The following is a 17,850-nucleotide window of genomic DNA, read 5'->3' on the forward strand; positions in this document are numbered from 1 at the left end:
CTTCTTCTCAGTTTCCCGTCGTCTCGCCCTTGTCCTGACCCAGCTTGGCGAGGCTCGCCTTGGCCGCCGCCGCCACCCGCTCGGCCGTGAGCCCGAACTGCTCGTACAGCGTCTTGTACGGCGCCGAGGCGCCGAAGTGCTCCAGGCTGACCACTTCGCCGCACTCGCCGACGAACTGGTGCCAGCCGAGCGCGACGCCGGCCTCGACCGCGACCCGAGCCCTGATGGCGCTCGGCAGGACGGTCTGCCGGTAAGCGGAGTCCTGCCCGTTGAACCACTCGACACACGGCATCGACACCACGCGTGTGGAGATGCCCTGCGCCTCCAGCAGCTCGCGGCCCTGGACGGCCACCTCGACCTCGCTGCCGGTGGCGATCAGGATCACGTGCGGCTGGCCGTCGGAGGCCTCGCGCAGCACGTAGCCGCCGCGGGCCACGCCGTCAGCGTTGGTGCCCTCGTAGACCGGCACGTTCTGCCTGGTCAGAGCCAGGGCGGCGGGACGGTCGGTGTGCTCCAGGATCGTCTTCCACGCGTACGCGGTCTCGTTGGCGTCGGCCGGGCGGACGACGTCGAGGCCGGGGATCGCGCGCAGCGCCCACAGGTGCTCGATCGGCTGGTGGGTGGGGCCGTCCTCGCCGAGGCCGATGGAGTCGTGCGTCCACACGTAGGTGACCGGCAGCTTCATCAGCGCCGCCAGGCGCACCGAGGGCCGCATGTAGTCGGAGAAGACCAGGAACGTGCCGCCGTACGGGCGGGTGCCGCCGTGCAGGGCGATGCCGTTGAGGATCGCGCCCATGGCGTGCTCGCGGATGCCGAAGTGCAGCGTGCGGCCGTAGCGGTTACCGGGGAAGTCCTTGGTCTGGTACTCCTCGGGGATGAAGGACGGCTCGCCCTTCATCGTGGTCAGGTTCGACTCGGCCAGGTCGGCCGAGCCGCCCCACAGCTCGGGCAGCACCGGCGCCAGCGCGCCCAGCACCTCGCCGCTGGCCTTGCGGGTGGCCATCGAGGAGCCGGTCTCGAACTCGGGCAGGGCCGTGGCCCAGCCGGCGGGCAGCTCTCGGTGGGAGATGCGGTCGAACTCCTTGGCCCGCTCGGGGTTGGCCAGGCGCCATTCCGCGTATCCCTTGTCCCACTCGGCGCGGTCGGCGCGGCCGCGGGCGACCACCTCGCGGGCGTGCTGGAGCACCTCGGCCGAGACGTCGAAGCTCTTGGCCGGGTCCATGCCCAGGATCTCCTTGGTCGCGGCGATCTCCGCCTCGCCCAGGGCCGCGCCGTGGATCTTGCCGGTGTTCTTCTTGTTCGGCGCCGGCCAGCCGATGATCGTGCGCAGCCGGATGAACGAGGGCCGGTCGGTCTCGGCCTTGGCCGCCTCCAGCGCCTCGTAGAGCGCCTGGACGTCCTCTTCGTACTCGCCGCCGGCGGTCCAGTCGACGCTCTCGGTGTGCCAGCCGTAGGCCTCGTAGCGCTTGACGACGTCCTCGGACTTGGCGATGAGGGTGTCGTCCTCGATGGAGATGTGGTTGTCGTCGTACACCACGACGAGGTTGCCCAGCTTCTGGTGGCCGGCCAGGGCGCTGGCCTCGTGGCTGATGCCCTCCTCGATGTCGCCGTCGCTGACGAAGCACCAGATGTGGTGGTCGAACGGCGAGGCGCCGCGCTCGGCGTCGGGGTCGAACAGGCCGCGCTCGCGGCGGGCCGCCATCGCCATGCCGACCGCGTTGCCCAGGCCCTGGCCGAGCGGGCCGGTGGTGGTCTCGACGCCGGCGGTGTGGCCGTGCTCGGGGTGACCCGGCGTCAGGCTGTCCCACTGGCGCAGGCGGCGCAGGTCGTCGAGCGTGAGGCCGTAGCCGGACAGGTAGAGCTGGATGTAGAGCGTCAGGCTGGTGTGGCCGCACGACAGCACGAACCGGTCGCGGCCCGCCCAGTTGGGGTCGCTCGGGTCGTGGCGCATCACGCGCTGGAACAGCAGGTATGCGGCGGGGGCCAGGCTCATGGCGGTGCCGGGGTGACCCGAGCCCGCCTTCTCCACTGCGTCCATCGCCAGGGCCCGGACGACGTCGACGGCCTTCTTGTCGAGGTCGGTCCACTCAAGGGCTGGCACGAGTTCGGTGCTCAAGTGCTCGATCTCCGGAATCTAGTTGTCATTTGGCAGTACCTGTTGGCTATCCCGCCCACACGGGACCCTAACCGAGTGGAGCTGGCGATCGATTCCCATTCCACCCTCGCGTGTCCACGAATGGCTCAAGCCCCCCATTGGCCGGACCGTCCGGCCCTGCGACTACAGTTTGTTTGTTCGCAGAGGCGTCACGGCGCCACTCATCGATCCGCTCCAATCAGAGGTTACGCGTTGACTCCGCACAGGCTGGAAGCGCCTTGACGGTGCTGACCAACAGGCAGGCCACGGCCCCCTCGACCGAGTCCGGGGCGCCGCGCACGTTCGGCATGGTCGTGAAGGCCTACGTCGCGCTCACCAAGCCGCGGATCATCGAGCTGCTGCTGATCACGACCCTGCCGGTGATGTTCCTCGCGGCCGGCGGCCTGCCGCCGCTGTGGAGGTCGGTCGCCGTCATGGTGTTCGGCACCCTGTCGGCGGGCAGCGCCAACGCGCTCAACTGCTACGTCGACCGCGACATCGACCAGAAGATGCGGCGCACCCGCCGTCGGCCGCTGGCCAGGCACCAGGTGTCGCCGCGCGGCGCGCTGGTGTTCGGGATCGTTCTGGGGATTTTGTCCACTGTTGGCCTGTGGGTCACCACCAATTGGCTGGCAGCGGTGCTGTCCACCGGCGCGATCCTGTTCTACGTGATCGTCTACTCGATGATCCTGAAGCGGCGCACCGCCCAGAACATCGTCTGGGGCGGCATCGCGGGCTGCATGCCGGTCATGATCGGCTGGGCGGGCATCACCGAGCGGCTCGACTGGGCGCCCCTGGTGCTGTTCGGCGTGGTGTTCTTCTGGACGCCGCCCCACACCTGGACCCTCGCCATGCGCTACAAGGAGGACTACGCGGCGGCGAAGGTGCCGATGCTGCCGGTGGTGGCCACCGAGCGGCGGGTGATCCTGGAGTCCGTGGCCTACACCTGGGCGACCGTGCTGTGCTCGCTGGCGTTGTGGCCGGTGGCCGGCACCACGCTGTTCTACCCGGTCGTCGCGGCGGTGCTCGGCGTGGTCTGCCTGTGGGAGGTCCACCGCCTGCTGGCCCGGCTCAACGCCGGCAGGAGCGGCGTCGACCTGCGCCCGATGCGGTTCTTCCACTGGTCCAACGCCTACCTCGCGCTGCTCTTCCTCGCCGTCGCGATCGACCCGCTGCTGGCCTGATCCCGTGCCCGCCGTCCGCGACGCCGCCGGAGCGCGTGTCCGCAGGGTGAGGAGTGGCTGTCCCGCGCGGGCGGCCCACACGGGCACCGGCCCTTCGATCCGTTAAAGTCACGGTATGGCGACCCGTGATCCACGCTGGGTGTTGAAGGACCGCCCGTCATTCGCGTTGATCACCGGGCTGGTCCTCACCGGCATCTGCGCCCTGGTCTCGTTCTCCTTCGACGTGATCAACGGCGAGCCGGTGCAGTTCTTCATCGCGCTCGTGCTCGCCCTGGCGCCGGTGCCGCTGCTGCTGGCCGCCGTGCTGGCGCTCGACCGCATGGAGCCCGAGCCGCGCAGCAACCTGATCTTCGCCTTCGCCTGGGGCGCGGGCATCGCCGTGCTGGTCGCCGGCGCGATCAACTCGCTCAACCTCCACTACTTCATCGACACCGCCAAGCTCTCGCCGACCAGCGCCCGCAACCTGGCCGCCACCTTCGGCGCGCCGGTGGTCGAGGAGACGATGAAGGGCCTGGTACTCCTCGGCCTGCTCAAGTTCCGCAGGGCCGAGCTCGACGGCCCCACCGACGGCATCATCTACGCCAGCATGGTCGGCCTCGGCTTCGCCATGAGCGAGAACGTCAGCTACTACCTGTCGGCGCTCAACGGCAACGGCGTCAGCAGCCTGGCCGTCACCGTGGTGCTGCGCGGCGTCCTGTCGCCGTTCGCCCATCCGCTGTTCAGCTCGATGATCGGGGTGGCCGTCGCGTACGCGGCCCAGCGCGAAGGGCCCGAGCGGGTCTTCCTGGTGCTGGCCGGCTGGTCGGGGGCGATGATCCTGCACGGCCTGTGGAACGGCCTGGCCTCCTACGGCGGCTTCCCCGGGCTCGTGGTGGCCTACCTGGCGCTGCTGGTGGTGCTCGTCGTGCTGATCGGCGTGGTGTTCAGGGACCGGCGGCGCATCGTCGCGCTCATCCAGACCTACCTGCCGCCGTACGAGCCGACCAAGCTGGTCGGGGCGGCCGACATCTACATGTTGTCCACGTTCGCCAGGCGCCGCCAGGCCAGGCAGTGGGCCAGGGCCTACGGCGGCAAGAAGGGCGTGCGCGCGATGCGCGACTACCAGCTCGCCGCCACCGAGCTGGGCCTGCTGCACGAGCGGGCGGCCCGCCACATGGTCGACGAGCAGGCCTTCCACGAGGAGCAGCGCGCCCTGCTGGAGTGCATGAGCACCGCCCGCGCCGACTTCCCGGTGCCGCCCGTGCACGCCCACCGCATGTCCAGGGGCACCCCGCCGCCCGGCTACGCGCCCGGCGCGCCGCCGCCGCGCTGAGCCAGGATCTCGGTCAGCGAGACCTCGCGCGGCCCGGGGTAGACCGGGTCGGAGTGCAGCAGCAGCGCGTCGACGACGGCCTTGCCGGTGGCCAGCAGCTCGCGGGTGGCGTAGACGTACGTGGTGGCCGCCCACTGGCGGGTGGAGTCGTCGCCCACGCCGAACGTCTCCAGCCCGGCCGTCCGGCACAGCGCCACGGCCCTCGGCAGGTGGAAGACCTGGGTGACGACGGTGACGCGTTCGGCGCCGAACACCCGGCGGGCCCGTACGCAGGAGTCCCAGGTGTCGAACCCGGCGTAGTCGAGCACGATCACGCCCGCCGGCACGCCTCTGCGTACCAGGTAGTCGCGCATGGCGGTGGGCTCGTCGTAGTCCTTGCGGCTGTTGTCGCCCGACAGCAGCAGCGCGCGCACCTTGCCCGCCCGGTAGAGCTCGGCGGCGACGTCGAGCCGCCGGGCCAGCATGGGCGTGGGCTGCGCGCCCCACAGGCCCGCGCCGAGCACCAGCGCGGCCTGCGTGGACGGCACCCGGCCCAGCCAGCCGCCCGTGTCGGCCACCACGCGGTGGGGCGAGCTGTCGAGCCAGGCCCACGTCATGGGCGCCAGGGCGAGCACGCTGACCAGCACCAGCCCCTGGTACGCGCGGCGCAGCAGCCTGCGCGAGAGCCTAGGAAGTCGCAGCACACCCCATACCCTCGCACAAGGGGTCAGACCGTGGCGGGCGCTTCCGCAGGAGCGGCGGCGGCCGGGGCCTCCAGCGGGCCTCGGGTGCGCAGCGCGGTGACCACCCGCAGCGCGGCGATCCACACCAGCGAGGCGCCGAGCACGTGCAGCAGCACCAGCGCGGCCGGCACGGCCAGGAAGTACTGGGTGTAGCCGATCACGCCCTGGGCCAGCTCGACCGCGAACAGCCCGAGCGCGGCCCGCCTGGCCGGTCGCGGCGCGCCGGTCACGCGCAGCGCGAACAGCAGCGCGAAGGTCAGGCCGACGACGACGTAGACGATGTCGGCGTGCAGCCGGGCCACGGTCTCGATGTCGAAGCCGAACCGGGAGGCGATGACGTCGCCCGAGTGCGGACCCGTGCCGCTGACCACCACGCCCGCCACCAGCAGCACGGCCGTGGCCGCGAGCAGCGCGTAGCCGAGCGGCCGGATGTCGCGGTGGACGACCCCGGCGGCCGGGCCGTCGCCCTCGCCGGCGCGAGCGTAGAGCAGCCAGCAGGCGGCGATCAGGGCCATGGAGATCAGGAAGTGCATGCCGACCGTGAACGGGCTGAGCGCGCTCCTGACCACCAGCCCGCCCCACAGGGCCTGGGCCAGCACGCCCGCCGGTTGCAGCAGCGCCAGGCGCACCAGCGCCCGCCGGCGGGGGGCCAGGCGCAGCGCCGCGAGCACGCACGCCGCGCCCACCGCGAGCACCAGGAACGTCAGCAGCCGGTTGCCGAACTCGATGAGCATCGTGAGCATCGACATCTCGGGATGGGCGATCGGCACGAAGCTGTCGGGAGTGCACCTCGGCCAGGTCGGGCAGCCGAGCCCGGAACCGGTCACCCGCACCCCCGCGCCGGTCACCGCGATGCCCGCGTTGGCCACCACGGAGGCCAGCGCCCAGCCGCGCATCGAGCGCGTGGTCGGCGCCCAGAACGAGCGCAGGGCGCGGACGAGGACGTTGGGGCGGCCGGTGGATTCCTTCACGTCAACGATGGTACGGGCCAGGTGGGACGGTCCCGTCAGGGGCTTCTCCACAGCCTGACAATGTGACATGTTACTCCTGGCGGCTTCCTCGACCCGGCCCGGAGGGGTTCACAAGGTGATCACTACTGTCGACTACCACACGGGCGGCGAGCCGTTCCGGATCGTCACCGCGGGCGTGCCCGAGATCCCCGGCGCGGACGTGCTCACCCGGCGGGAGAACGCCCCCGGCCACGCCGACCACGTCCGGCGGCTGCTGTGCCACGAGCCGCGCGGGCACGCCGACATGTACGGCTGCTTCCTGGTCCCGCCCGACGACGCCGGGGCGCATCTGGGCGTGCTGTTCTGGCACAAGGACGGCTTCTCCACCGCCTGCGGGCACGGCACGATCGCGCTCGGGGCGTACGCGGTGCACGAGGGGCTGGTCGAGGCCGATCCCGACGGGGAGACCGACGTGGTGGTGGACGTGCCGTCGGGGCGGGTCAGGGCCCGGGTGCGGTGCTCGGGCGGACGGGTGGAGGGGGTGACGTTCGTGAGCGTCCCGTCGTACGTGATCGCGCGGGACGTGGACGCCGCCGGGAGCAAGGTTGACATTTCGTATGGTGGGGCGATTTATGCGTCTGTTTCGGCAGGGGCACTCGGGTTGTCCGTCGAGCCGCGCCATCTGACCGCCCTCGTCGAGCACGCCCGCCGCCTCAAGACCGCCCTGGCCGGCCACCCCGCCACCCGCCACCCGCGTGACGACCGGCTCTCCGGCGTCTACGGCGTGATCTTCCACGAGGACCTGCCGGGCGACGAGCCGCCGGACGCCGCCGGGAGCGTCCGCCAGCGCAACGTCACCGTCTTCGCCGACGGCGAGGTGGACCGGTCGCCGTGCGGCTCGGGCACCGCCGCCAGGATGGCGCTGCTGCACGAGGAGGGCCTGCGCGGCACGCTGGTCCACGAGAGCATCGTCGGGTCCGTCTTCCGGGCGCGCGTGGCCGGGGTGACGCCCGAGGGGATCGTGCCGGAGATCGAGGGCATGGCCTACCGCACCGGCAGGCACGTCTTCGAGCTCGATCCCGCCGACCCGATCGGAACGGGGTTCACGCTGCGATGAGCGACCTGCCCTACATCGACGGGGAGACCCTGGAGCGGCTGGTGCCGGTCGGGCGCGCGGTGGCCGTGCTCGAACAGGCCCTGCGCGCCGGGCTCGACCCCGAGCTGACGCCCCGGCGGCCCGTCGTGGACCTGCCGGCCGGGCAGCTCCTGCTCATGCCCGCGGCCGCCGGGCGCTACGCCGGGGTCAAGGCCGTCACCGTCACGCCCGCCAACCCCGGGCGCGGGCTGCCCCGCGTCCAGGGCACGTACCTGCTGCTGGACGGCGACACCCTGGCCCCGCTGGCCGCCCTGGACGGCATCGCGCTCACGTCCCTGCGCACCCCCGCCGTCTCCGCGCTGGCCGTCGCACACCTGGCCGAGCCGGACGCCCGCCGCCTGGTGGTGTTCGGCAGCGGGCCGCAGGCGTACGGCCACGTCCTGGCCCTGCGCGAGGTACGTCCCGTCGAGCATGTCACGGTCGTCGGCCGCGACCCCGTCCGCGCCGCCGCGCTGGCCGGCCGCTGCCGCGACCTGGGCCTGGCCGCGCAGGCCCATGGCGCGGACGCCCCGGCGGCGGCGGACGCGGTCCGGGCCGCCGACCTCGTCGCCTGCTGCACCACCGCCGCCGAGCCGCTGTTCCCCGGTAAGCTCGCCCGCGACGGCGTCACCGTGGTCGCGGTCGGGTCGCACGAGCCCGGCGTCCGGGAGCTCGACGGCGACCTCGTCGCCCGCGCCACCGTGGTCGTCGAGGCCAGGTCGGCCGCCCTGGAGGAGGCCGGCGACGTGATCATCCCGATCCGCCACGGTACGATCACCTCTGGTCATCTCGCCGGAAACCTCGCCGAGCTGATCGCCGGAAGGGTGGTGGCCGGTCCCGGCCCGCGGGTGTTCAAGAGCACCGGCATGGCGTGGGAGGACCTGGTGGTGGCCGCGGCCGCGTACGAGGCGTGGAAGTAGGAGGGAAGGCGGATGACTGCCGAGGACCGGCTCGACCTGCCCATGGTGGGGGAGCGGCAGAGCCTGCGCGAGCAGGTCGCGCACGCGCTGCGGGCCGCGCTGATCACCGGTGAGATGCGGCCAGGGGTGGTCTACTCCGCGCCCGTGCTCGCCGCGCAGTTCGGCGTCTCGGCCACGCCGGTCCGCGAGGCGATGCTCGACCTGGCGAAGGAGGGCCTGGTCGAGGCCGTGCGCAACAAGGGCTTCCGGGTGACCGAGCTGTCCGACCGCGACCTCGACGAGCTGACCCAGATCCGCGAGCTGATCGAGGTGCCCACCGTCTCACGGCTGGCCGACAGCGCCCGTGCCGAGGAGTTCGAACGGCTGCGCCCGGTCGCCCAGGAGATCGTCTCGGCCGCCGACCGGGGCGACCTGCTCGCCTACATCGACGCCGACCTGCGCTTCCACCTGGAGCTGCTGGCCCTGTCCGGCAACGTCCACCTGGTGGGCGTGGTGCGCGACCTGCGTAACCGGGCCCGGCTCTACGGCCTGTCCCAGCTCGCCGAGCGCGGCTCGCTGACCGACTCCGCCCGGGAGCACCTGGCCCTGCTCGACGCGCTCAAGAGCGGCGACGGCGCGGCGGTCGGCCACCTCATGGGCGAGCACATCGGCCACGTCCGGGGCATCTGGGCCGAGCACTGACCCGGCCGCGATTCTTTGCCGTCCGAATTTAGAAGGTTTGTCCGTTTTGGGGTAATGTGTTTGTGAAAGCTTTCACGAACTGATCTACGTGAAGCTGTACAAGCCCGGTCACGCGGAAGCCCGCTCCGCTGACCTTCCCCGGGCTCGGCGACCCGCCCACCTGAAGCCGAGCCCTCCGCCGCGCGCCCGAGAGAACCCCATCCCCGCGGGCGCGCGGCGGCACCCTACCGCCCGTTCATCCGGGTGGAGCCCAGGCTCGCGGCCACGACGCACACGATCGCCGCCCACTGCTGCACGTGCAGGACCTCGCCCAGCACCAGCACACCCGCCATCGCCGCCACCGCCGGTTCGAGGCTCATGAGAATGCCGAACACGTGCTTGGGCATGCGCCGCAGCGCGTGGAGCTCCAGCGAGTACGGGATCACCGACGACAGCAGCCCCACGCCCAGCCCGATCAGCAGCAGGGACGGCTGCAACAGGTCGGCGCCGCCGGTCGTGACGCCCACCGGCGCGATCACCAGCGCAGAGACGATCATCGCGAACGACAGCCCGGTGGTGCCGGGGAACCGCCCTCCGGCCGCGGCCGACAGCAGGATGTAGCCCGCCCAGCACGCGCCCGCCACCAGGGCGAACCCGATGCCGATCCACCAGCTCGCCGACGCCTGCTGCCCCCAGGGCGCCAGCAGCGCCACGCCGAGGCCCGCCAGGCCGATCCAGGCCAGGTCGAGCCTGCGCCGGGAGGCGGCCACGGCCACGCCCAGCGGGCCGAGGAACTCGATCGCCACCGCGACGCCCATCGGCAGCCGCGACAGGGCCTCGTAGTAGGACAGGTTCATCAGGGCGAGCGTCAGGCCGAAGCCGACCCCGACCGCCCAGTCGCGCCACCCCAGCCCCTTGAGCTTCGGCCTGGCCACCGCCGCCATGATCAGACCGCCGGCGGCGATGCGCAGGAACACCACGGCGCTCGGCGGCAGGACGGCGAACAGCTCCTTGGCGAACGCGGCGCCGAGCTGCACCGAGACGATGGACAGCAGGACGAGCGACGAGGGCGGGATCGAGTCCGCGGCCTGGCGCAGCAGGCGCCCGGGCCGGGGCAGCGCCTGCCGGCGATCGAAGGGATCGTCGAGGGCGAAGTCGGTCACGGAACACCTCGGAGGAAGCTGGGACAGTCGTCAGAGAGTACTGACCTCGTACGACATCTCCGCACAGGGGGGTGGCGCGCCCCTCACTCCCACCTGAACAGGCGCGAGACCAGGGCCAGGGTCAGCACGGCCCAGCCGGCCAGGACGAGCACGGGCCCCAGCGGCAGCGCCGCCCCCTGGGCGAGTACCGCGCGCAGGCCGCCGGTCAGCGCCGAGATCGGCAGCAGCTCCAGGACCGGCCGCGCGCCCTCGGGGAACTTCGACAGCGGGAACACCACCCCGCCCGCCCCCAGCAGCACCAGGTAGACCAGGTTGGCCGCGGCCAGCGTCGCCTCGGCCCGCAGCGTGCCCGCCATGAGCAGCCCGAGGCCGCTGAAGGCCGCCGTGCCCAGCACGACCAGCACCGCGGCGGCCAGGAACGACCCGTGGGGCCGCCAGCCCAGCGCCAGCCCGACGGCCACGATCACCGCGGCCTGGATGACCTCCACGGCCACCACCGCGCCCGTCTTGGCCAGCATGAGGCCGGCCCTGGACAGCGGGGTCGCGCCCAGCCGCTTCAGCACGCCGTAGCGGCGCTCGAAGCCGGTGCCGATGGCCTGCCCGGTGAAGGCGGTGGACATGACGGCCAGCGCCAGCACGCCGGGGACCAGGAAGTCGACCCGCCGGCCGCCGCCGACGTCGACCAGCGGCGCCAGCGAGAAACCGACCAGCAGCAGCACCGGGATGATCAGCGTGAGCAGGAGCTGCTCGCCGTTGCGGAGCATCGTGCGGACCTCGGAGCCGGCCTGCGCGAGCACCATGCGCGGGAAGGGCGCGGCGCCCGGAGCGGGCGAGAGGTCGAGCGCGGGCGTCATCGCAGCTCCCTGCCGGTCAGTTCGAGGAAGACGTCTTCGAGGGTGCGGCGCTCGATGCGCAGGTCGTCGGCCGTGACGCCCTCGGCCGCGCACCAGGCCGTGACCGTGGCCAGCAGCTCGGGCCCGACCTGGCCCTCGATGATGTAGTGGCCGGCGGGCGACTCCTTGGCCGCGCTGCCCGCCGGGAGCGCGTTGAGCAGCTCCTCCAGCGTGAGCCCCGGCCTGGCCCTGAACCTGAGCTGCCGCTCGGCCCCGGTCAGCGAGGCCGGGCTGCCCTCGGCCACCACCCGCCCCCTGTCGATGATCACGACGTGGTCGGCCAGCCGCTCGGCCTCCTCCATGTGGTGGGTGGTCAGCACCACCGACACCCCGGCGGTGCGCAGCTCGCCGACCAGCTCCCAGCAGGCGTGCCGGGCCTGCGGGTCGAGACCGGCGGTCGGCTCGTCGAGGAAGACCAGCTCCGGCCTGCCGATCACGGCCGCGGCCAGCGAGAGCCGCTGCTGCTGCCCGCCCGAAAGCCGCCGGTAGGCGGTGCGCGCATGCTCGGCCAGCCCGAGCCGGGTCAGCAGCGCGCCGGGGTCGTGGGGACGGGCGTAGAAGCGCGAGACCAGGTGCAGCCACTCGGCGCAGCGCATCGCCGGCGGCACCCCGCCGGCCTGGAGCATCACCCCGACGCGCGGGCGCAGCTCGGGCAGCGTGGGCGACAGGCCGAGCACCCGCACCGTGCCGGAGTCGGCCTTGCGGAACCCCTCGCAGATCTCGACCGTGGACGTCTTGCCCGCGCCGTTGGGCCCGAGGACGGCGGTGACCGCGCCGCGGCCGGCCCGCAGGGTGAGGCCGTCGAGGGCGGTCCTGCCGCCGTAGCGTTTGACCAGGTCGACGATCTCGACGGCTGGGGAATCCATGGCACGAGTTTAGGGACTGCGCCGGGCGGTCCGGCCCCCAGGTACGCGCCCGGCGAACGGGCGGCGGGCCCCCTGCCCGGAAATGGACGGCTCTTGACCGGACCGTTCCCCGCAAAGGCGTGAGAACGAGGGGAAGCGCGGCGATGAGCTCCACGTCTGAGGAGGTTGCATGTCGCGACGCAGTGAGTACGACCCAGGAGTCCCGTGCTGGGTGGACCTGGCCAGCACCGACGTCCCCGGCTCGGTCCGGTTCTACGGGGACCTGTTCGGCTGGCGGGCCGACATGGTGGACGACCCGGCGGCCGGCGGCTACGGGATGTTCGTCCACGAGGGCAGCAAGGTCGCCGGGATCGGCCCCGCCCGCGACGGCGGCCCGGCCTCGATGTGGAACACCTACGTCGCCACCGACGACGCCGCCGCCCTGGCCGGCCGGGTCAGGGACGCCGGCGGGACCGTCGTGGCCGAGCCCATGGCGATCTTCGACGAGGGCACCATGACCGTCCTGCTGGCCCCGGACGGCTCCTACGCCGGAGCCTGGCAGGCGGCCGCCCACGCGGGGGCCGAGCTGGTCAACGAGCCCGGCGCGTTCTGCTGGAACGAGCTGTACACGCGCGACGTGCCGGACGCCGAGCGCTTCTACGCGGCGGTCTTCGGCTGGACGTCGCGCACGTCGGACCTGGGCGGCATGGCCTACACCGAGTGGACGGCGGGGGAGACGGGCGTGGCGGGCATGATGCCGATGCCCGAGGAGGCCCCGGCGGACCTGCCGTCCTTCTGGCTGACCTACTTCGCGGTCGCCGACCTGGACGTGGCCCTGCACACCGCCGCCGACGCGGGCGCGGACGTGCTCACCTGCGTGACCGAGGCGCCGCCCGGCCGGTTCGCGCAGCTGATCGACCCGCAGGGCGCGGCCTTCGGGGTCATCCAACTGAACGAAACAGCCTGAAATATCTGATAACCGGGAATTAGGAGGACCGAATCCCGGTTTGATCCCTCGGCCCTCGTGGGTCATCGGCCTGCGAGGGAGAGGGGTTCGGGCATGTCCGTGGCAGAAGCCGCGTCCGCCGCCATGGGAAGCAAGCGCGAGGCCAAGGGCGGGAGGCGGGGGCTGCTGCTGGTCATCCTGGGCGCGCTGTCGGCGATCGGCCCGCTGTCCATCGACATGTACCTGCCCGCGCTGCCCGCCATCACCGAGGAGATGCTCAGCGCTCCGGCGCAGGTCCAGCTCACCCTCACCGCGTGCCTCATCGGCGTCTCCGTCGGCCAGGTCGTCGCCGGGCCGGTCAGCGACGTGCGCGGGCGCCGCGTCCCGCTGATCGTGGGCGTGGCCGGGTTCATGGTGGCCTCGCTGCTGTGCGCGTTCGCGCCCTCGGTGCCCGTGCTGATCGTGCTGCGGCTGCTCCAGGGCGTCCTGGGCGGTGCCGCGCTGGTCATCGTGCGCGCGGTCGTCCGCGACCTGTACGACGGCGCCGCCATCGCCCGCATCTTCGCCACGCTCATGCTGGTCAGCGGCCTGGCCCCGATCCTGGCCCCCATCGCGGGGGCCCAGCTGCTCGCCTTCACCTCCTGGCGCGGCGTGTTCGTGGCGCTCAGCCTCGCCGGGCTCGTGCTGCTGCTGGCCGTGCTGCCGGGCGTGCGCGAGACGCTGCCCGCCGGTCAGCGCGAGAGCGGCGGGCTCGCGCACACCGTGCGCACCTTCTGGCAGCTTCTGCGCGACCGCTCGTTCATGGGCTGCGCGCTCACCGCCGGGCTGGCCTTCGCGGCGATGTTCGGCTACATCTCCGGCTCGCCGTTCGTGCTCCAGCAGGTGTACGGCGCCACCCCGCAGCAGTACTCGCTCATCTTCGGCCTCAACGCGCTCGGCCTGACCGTGATGGCCCAGGTCGGCGGCCGCCTGTCGGGCCGCGTGGAGCCCGCCCGCCTGGTCGTCGCCGGGCTGGTCACCGCCCTGGTGGGCGCGGGGCTGCTGCTGACCGCCGCGCTCAGCGGGCTCGGCCTGGCCGGCATCGTGGCGGGCCTGTTCGTGATCATGCTGGGCCAGGGGCTCGTCCTGCCCGGCACCGGCGCGCTGGCCCTGGCCGGGCAGCCCGCCCAGATCGCGGGCAGCGCCTCGGCGCTGCTCGGCGTGATGCAGTTCGCGCTGGGCGCCGTGGCGGCCCCGCTGGTCGGCCTGGCGGGCGAGGGCACGGCCCTGCCGATGGCCTGCGTGATGCTCGGGCTGATCACGTGCTCGGCGCTCGCGTTCGCCCTTCTGGGACGCCGAAAGGTTAGGTAAGCCTAACCTGCGTGAGGAATTCCATTGGTGGCCTGCTCCGATTCGTTTGTGAACCGGGAAGGAATTACGGCACACTGATGTTGTGAAAAACATGCCCACGATCGAGCCCGGTAGCGAGCGCAGCACACGCGCGCGTGTCGCCAGGCTGATCCTCGAGCATGGTCCCGTGACGGCCGCCTCGCTCGGCGAGCGGCTGGGGCTGACGCCCGCCGCGGTGCGCAGGCACCTCGACGCGTTGCTGGCCGAGGGAATGATAGAGCCTCGCACGGTCAGGCCGCGCGGTCAGCGCGGGCGCGGACGGCCCGCCAAGCTGTTCGCCATCACCGACGCGGGGCGCAGTGCTTTCGAGCACGCCTATGACGACCTCGCCGGGAGCGCACTCCGCTTCCTGGCCGAGCGCATGGGGCGAGAAGCCGTGACCGACTTCGCCCGCTCGCAGGTGTCGAGCCTGCTGACGCGGCTGGAGCCGGTCATGCGGACGGTGCCGGCGGACCAGCGCGTACAGGTGCTGGCGCAGGCGCTGTCGGCAGAGGGGTACGCCGCCTCGGCCAGCAAGGCCAAGTCGGGCGGCGACCAGCTCTGCCAGCACCACTGCCCGGTGGCTCACGCGGCTGCGGAGTTCCCGCAGCTCTGCGAGGCCGAGACGGAGGCGTTCGCGCAACTGCTCGGCACCCCGGTGCAGCGCCTGGCCACGATCGCGCACGGTGACGGGGTCTGCACGACCCACGTGAGCCCCAAGTCGCTGGCTGAATCCGCACACAGAGACAAGAGCAAGGAGACCGGAAGGTGACTGTCACCGACCGCCCGGAGCTGGAAGGCCTCGGGAATTACAAGTTCGGCTGGGCCGACCCGGATGCCGCGGGCGCGGCGGCCAAGCGTGGCCTGTCCGAGGAGGTCGTCCGCAACATCTCCGCGCTCAAGAACGAGCCGGAGTGGATGCTCGACCTTCGCCTGAAGGGCCTCCGCCTGTTCGCCAAGAAGCCGCTGCCCACCTGGGGCTCCGACCTCACCGGCATCGACTTCGACAACATCAAGTACTTCGTGCGCTCGACCGAGAAGCAGGCCGCTTCCTGGGACGAGCTGCCCGCCGACATCAAGAACACCTACGACAAGCTCGGCATCCCCGAGGCGGAGAAGCAGCGCCTCATCGCCGGCGTCGCGGCCCAGTACGAGTCGGAGGTCGTCTACCACAAGATCCGTGAGGACCTTGAGGAGAAGGGCGTCATCTTCGTCGACACCGACACGGGCCTGAAGGAGCACGAGGAGCTCTTCAAGGAGTACTTCGGCTCGGTGATCCCGGTCGGCGACAACAAGTTCGCCGCGCTCAACACCTCCGTGTGGTCCGGTGGCTCCTTCATCTACGTGCCGCCGAACGTCGAGGTCGAGATCCCGCTGCAGGCCTACTTCCGGATCAACACCGAGAACATGGGCCAGTTCGAGCGGACCCTGATCGTCGTGGACGAGAACTCCTACGTCCACTACGTCGAGGGCTGCACCGCGCCGATCTACTCCTCCGACTCGCTGCACAGCGCGGTCGTCGAGATCATCGTGAAGAAGAACGCCCGCTGCCGTTACACGACCATCCAGAACTGGTCGAACAACGTCTACAACCTGGTCACCAAGCGCGCCGTCGCCTACGAGGGCGCGACCATGGAGTGGATCGACGGCAACATCGGCTCCAAGGTCACGATGAAGTACCCGGCCGTCTACCTGATGGGCGAGCACGCCAAGGGCGAGACGCTGAGCGTCGCCTTCGCCGGCGAGGGCCAGCACCAGGACGCCGGCTCCAAGATGGTGCACCTGGCGCCCAACACCAGCTCCAGCGTCATCTCCAAGTCGGTGGCGCGCGGCGGCGGCCGCACCTCCTACCGCGGTCTCGTGCAGATCGAGGAGGGCGCCCACGGCAGCGCCAGCACCGTCAAGTGCGACGCGCTCCTGGTCGACCAGATCAGCCGCTCCGACACCTACCCGTACGTCGACGTGCGCGAGGACGACGTCTCGATGGGCCACGAGGCCACGGTCTCCAAGGTCAGCGAGGACCAGCTCTTCTACCTCATGAGCCGCGGGCTCGGCGAGGACGAGGCGATGGCGATGATCGTGCGCGGCTTCGTCGAGCCGATCGCCCGTGAGCTGCCCATGGAATACGCGCTCGAGCTCAACCGGCTGATCGAGCTGCAGATGGAAGGAGCCGTCGGCTGATGGGCCTGAACGAGAAGCCCCTGTCGACCCTGCACGAGAAGGCGTCCTTCGACCTGGGCGACTTCGAGGTCCCGAACGGGCGCGAGGAGTCGTGGCGCTTCACGCCGCTCTCCCGCCTGAAGGGCCTGCACAACGGCAAGGCCGACCCCGTGGGCCACGTGCGCCTCGACGTCGAGGCCGCGCCCGAGGTCGTCGTGGAGACGGTCGGGCGCGACGACGCCCGCGTCGGCAAGGCGTTCACGCCCACCGACCGGGTCAGCGCGCAGGCGTGGAACAGCTTCGAGAAGGCGACCGTGCTCACGGTGCCGCGCGAGGCCGTCACGTCGAGGCCGACCGTGCTCACCCTGACCGGTGAGGGCGACGGCGCCGCCTACGGCCACATCGTGGTCAAGGTGGAGCCGATGGCCGAGGCCGTGGTCGTGCTCGACCACAAGGGCAGCGCCGTCTACGCCGACAACATCGAGTTCGTCGTCGGCGACGGCGCCAACCTCAAGGTCGTCAGCCTCCAGGACTGGGACGACGACGCCGTCCACGTCTCCCACCACCACGCCCAGCTCGCCAAGGACGCCACCTTCCGCAGCTTCGTGGTGACCCTCGGCGGCGACCTGGTCCGGCTCTCGCCCAGCGTGGCCTACACCGCGCCGGGCGGCGACGCCGACATGTCGGGCGTCTACTTCGTCGACGCCGGCCAGCACCTGGAGCACCGCCTCCTGGTCGACCACTCCCAGCCCAACTGCAAGAGCAACGTCGACTACCGCGGCGCGCTGCAGGGGCAGGACGCGCACGCCGTCTGGATCGGCGACGTGATCATCAGGGTCGAGGCCGAGGGCACCGACACCTACGAGCTCAACCGCAACCTCATCCTCACCGACGGCGCCCGCGCCGACTCGGTCCCCAACCTGGAGATCCTCACCGGCGAGGTCGCCGGAGCCGGGCACGCCTCGGCCTCGGGCCGCCTCGACGACGAGCACATCTTCTACCTCCAGGCCCGCGGCATCCCCTACGACGAGGCCCGCCGCCTGGTCATCAGGGGCTTCCTCGGCCAGCTCATCGAGAAGATCCAGATCGAGGAGATCCGCGACCGGGTGCTGGCCGCGGTGGAGGCGGAGCTCGCGCGATGAGTTTCGAGAAGGTCTGCCAGATCGCCGACATCCCCGACGGCGGCGTCATCGGCGTCGAGGTCGGGGAGACCCCGGTGGCGCTGGTGCGCAAGGGCGACGACGTCTTCGCCCTGCACGACGTCTGCTCGCACGCCGAGGTGAAGCTCAGCGAGGGCGAGGTCTACGACGGCACGCTGGAGTGCTGGCTGCACGGCTCGTGCTTCGACGTGCGCTCCGGCAAGCCGACCGGCCCGCCCGCCACCAAGCCCGTGAACGTCTACACAGTCAAGATCGACGGCGATGACGTCCTCGTCTCGCTCTCGAAGGAGTCATAACA

General features: G+C 71.7%; 17 protein-coding genes. 11 read left to right on the forward strand and 6 right to left on the reverse strand.

All coding sequences use genetic code 11. The features are described from left to right. Positions 1-7 precede the first annotated feature (7 nt). Positions 8-2,116 (reverse strand): transketolase, encoded by a 2,109-nt coding sequence (tkt, locus tag ABZ815_RS36385; protein WP_357705752.1) that lies wholly within the window; start codon positions 2,114-2,116, stop codon positions 8-10. 257 nt (positions 2,117-2,373) lie between these two features. On the opposite strand from tkt, the gene ABZ815_RS36390 reads away from it, so the two are divergent. After that, positions 2,374-3,318 carry a heme o synthase gene (locus tag ABZ815_RS36390; RefSeq protein ID WP_357705753.1) on the forward strand — a complete coding sequence of 315 codons (945 nt, stop codon included), beginning with the start codon at positions 2,374-2,376 and terminating at the stop codon, positions 3,316-3,318. A gap of 115 nt (positions 3,319-3,433) precedes the next feature. Next, on the forward strand, positions 3,434-4,630 hold the full coding sequence (locus ABZ815_RS36395; RefSeq protein ID WP_357705754.1) for a PrsW family intramembrane metalloprotease: 1,197 nt from the start codon (positions 3,434-3,436) through the stop codon (positions 4,628-4,630). On the opposite strand, the gene ABZ815_RS36400 is transcribed toward ABZ815_RS36395, so the two are convergent. Continuing rightward, on the reverse strand, positions 4,600-5,313 hold the full coding sequence (locus ABZ815_RS36400; protein WP_357705755.1) for an ElyC/SanA/YdcF family protein: 714 nt from the start codon (positions 5,311-5,313) through the stop codon (positions 4,600-4,602). The two genes, ABZ815_RS36395 and ABZ815_RS36400, sit on opposite strands and share 31 nt — an antisense overlap. Before the next feature lie 23 nt (positions 5,314-5,336). Beyond that, positions 5,337-6,323 carry a COX15/CtaA family protein gene (locus ABZ815_RS36405; protein ID WP_357705756.1) on the reverse strand — a complete coding sequence of 329 codons (987 nt, stop codon included), beginning with the start codon at positions 6,321-6,323 and terminating at the stop codon, positions 5,337-5,339. Between the two features lie 115 nt (positions 6,324-6,438). Between ABZ815_RS36405 and ABZ815_RS36410 the strand changes: the two genes are divergently transcribed. Genes ABZ815_RS36410 through ABZ815_RS36420 form a run of 3 tightly spaced genes read left to right on the forward strand, consistent with a single transcriptional unit; the run spans position 6,439 to position 9,038 of the window. Continuing rightward, on the forward strand, positions 6,439-7,419 hold the full coding sequence (locus ABZ815_RS36410; RefSeq protein WP_357705757.1) for a proline racemase family protein: 981 nt from the start codon (positions 6,439-6,441) through the stop codon (positions 7,417-7,419). After that, the gene (locus tag ABZ815_RS36415) at positions 7,416-8,357 is read left to right on the forward strand and encodes an ornithine cyclodeaminase family protein (protein WP_357705758.1); all 942 of its coding nucleotides are present in this window, start codon (positions 7,416-7,418) and stop codon (positions 8,355-8,357) included. Before ABZ815_RS36410 ends, ABZ815_RS36415 begins: the two co-directional genes overlap by 4 nt. A 12-nt stretch (positions 8,358-8,369) precedes the next feature. Next, a complete protein-coding gene (locus tag ABZ815_RS36420; RefSeq protein ID WP_357705759.1) occupies positions 8,370-9,038 on the forward strand; it encodes a GntR family transcriptional regulator in 669 nt (222 codons plus the stop codon). Positions 9,039-9,262: 224 nt separating this feature from the next. On the opposite strand, the gene ABZ815_RS36425 is transcribed toward ABZ815_RS36420, so the two are convergent. The 3 genes from ABZ815_RS36425 to ABZ815_RS36435 form a co-directional block, all read right to left on the reverse strand. Next, on the reverse strand, positions 9,263-10,180 hold the full coding sequence (locus ABZ815_RS36425) for an EamA family transporter (protein ID WP_357705760.1): 918 nt from the start codon (positions 10,178-10,180) through the stop codon (positions 9,263-9,265). Between the two features lie 83 nt (positions 10,181-10,263). Then, positions 10,264-11,034 carry an ABC transporter permease gene (locus tag ABZ815_RS36430; RefSeq protein ID WP_357705761.1) on the reverse strand — a complete coding sequence of 257 codons (771 nt, stop codon included), beginning with the start codon at positions 11,032-11,034 and terminating at the stop codon, positions 10,264-10,266. Next, the gene (locus ABZ815_RS36435; RefSeq protein WP_357705762.1) at positions 11,031-11,939 is read right to left on the reverse strand and encodes an ABC transporter ATP-binding protein; all 909 of its coding nucleotides are present in this window, start codon (positions 11,937-11,939) and stop codon (positions 11,031-11,033) included. Before ABZ815_RS36435 ends, ABZ815_RS36430 begins: the two co-directional genes overlap by 4 nt. 169 nt (positions 11,940-12,108) lie before the next feature. On the opposite strand from ABZ815_RS36435, the gene ABZ815_RS36440 reads away from it, so the two are divergent. The 6 genes from ABZ815_RS36440 to ABZ815_RS36465 all read left to right on the forward strand — a co-directional run bounded on the left by ABZ815_RS36440 (position 12,109) and on the right by ABZ815_RS36465 (position 17,848). Next, entirely contained in the window at positions 12,109-12,885 is a 777-nt protein-coding gene (locus tag ABZ815_RS36440) for a VOC family protein (RefSeq protein WP_357705763.1), read from the forward strand. Positions 12,886-12,978: 93 nt separating this feature from the next. Continuing rightward, the gene (locus tag ABZ815_RS36445) at positions 12,979-14,214 is read left to right on the forward strand and encodes a multidrug effflux MFS transporter (RefSeq protein WP_357705764.1); all 1,236 of its coding nucleotides are present in this window, start codon (positions 12,979-12,981) and stop codon (positions 14,212-14,214) included. 91 nt (positions 14,215-14,305) lie between these two features. Further along, on the forward strand, positions 14,306-15,004 hold the full coding sequence (locus tag ABZ815_RS36450) for a metalloregulator ArsR/SmtB family transcription factor (protein ID WP_352328768.1): 699 nt from the start codon (positions 14,306-14,308) through the stop codon (positions 15,002-15,004). Then, entirely contained in the window at positions 15,001-16,413 is a 1,413-nt protein-coding gene (gene sufB / locus ABZ815_RS36455; protein ID WP_357705765.1) for a Fe-S cluster assembly protein SufB, read from the forward strand. Before ABZ815_RS36450 ends, sufB begins: the two co-directional genes overlap by 4 nt. Further along, entirely contained in the window at positions 16,413-17,534 is a 1,122-nt protein-coding gene (sufD, locus tag ABZ815_RS36460; RefSeq protein ID WP_357705766.1) for a Fe-S cluster assembly protein SufD, read from the forward strand. The genes sufB and sufD overlap by 1 nt, the downstream gene beginning before the upstream one ends. Further along, positions 17,531-17,848, forward strand: a complete 318-nt coding sequence (locus ABZ815_RS36465; RefSeq protein ID WP_357705767.1) for a non-heme iron oxygenase ferredoxin subunit — start codon at positions 17,531-17,533, stop codon at positions 17,846-17,848. Before sufD ends, ABZ815_RS36465 begins: the two co-directional genes overlap by 4 nt. The last annotated feature ends 2 nt before the right edge of the window (positions 17,849-17,850 follow it).

This window comes from Nonomuraea sp. NPDC047529 (assembly GCF_040642995.1).
Classification (GTDB): Bacteria; Actinomycetota; Actinomycetes; order Streptosporangiales; family Streptosporangiaceae; genus Nonomuraea.

Bases quoted from the DNA above. Each gene is read 5' to 3' on its own strand.
- ABZ815_RS36395 (WP_357705754.1), top strand. From the start codon at position 3,434: ATGGCGACCCGTGATCCACGCTGGGTGTTGAAGGACCGCCCGTCATTC.
- ABZ815_RS36415 (WP_357705758.1), top strand. From the start codon at position 7,416: ATGAGCGACCTGCCCTACATCGACGGGGAGACCCTGGAGCGGCTGGTG.
- ABZ815_RS36420 (WP_357705759.1), top strand. From the start codon at position 8,370: ATGACTGCCGAGGACCGGCTCGACCTGCCCATGGTGGGGGAGCGGCAG.
- ABZ815_RS36430 (WP_357705761.1), bottom strand. From the start codon at position 11,034: ATGACGCCCGCGCTCGACCTCTCGCCCGCTCCGGGCGCCGCGCCCTTC.
- ABZ815_RS36435 (WP_357705762.1), bottom strand. From the start codon at position 11,939: ATGGATTCCCCAGCCGTCGAGATCGTCGACCTGGTCAAACGCTACGGC.
- ABZ815_RS36440 (WP_357705763.1), top strand. From the start codon at position 12,109: ATGTCGCGACGCAGTGAGTACGACCCAGGAGTCCCGTGCTGGGTGGAC.
- ABZ815_RS36445 (WP_357705764.1), top strand. From the start codon at position 12,979: ATGTCCGTGGCAGAAGCCGCGTCCGCCGCCATGGGAAGCAAGCGCGAG.
- ABZ815_RS36450 (WP_352328768.1), top strand. From the start codon at position 14,306: ATGCCCACGATCGAGCCCGGTAGCGAGCGCAGCACACGCGCGCGTGTC.
- sufD (WP_357705766.1), top strand. From the start codon at position 16,413: ATGGGCCTGAACGAGAAGCCCCTGTCGACCCTGCACGAGAAGGCGTCC.
- ABZ815_RS36465 (WP_357705767.1), top strand. From the start codon at position 17,531: ATGAGTTTCGAGAAGGTCTGCCAGATCGCCGACATCCCCGACGGCGGC.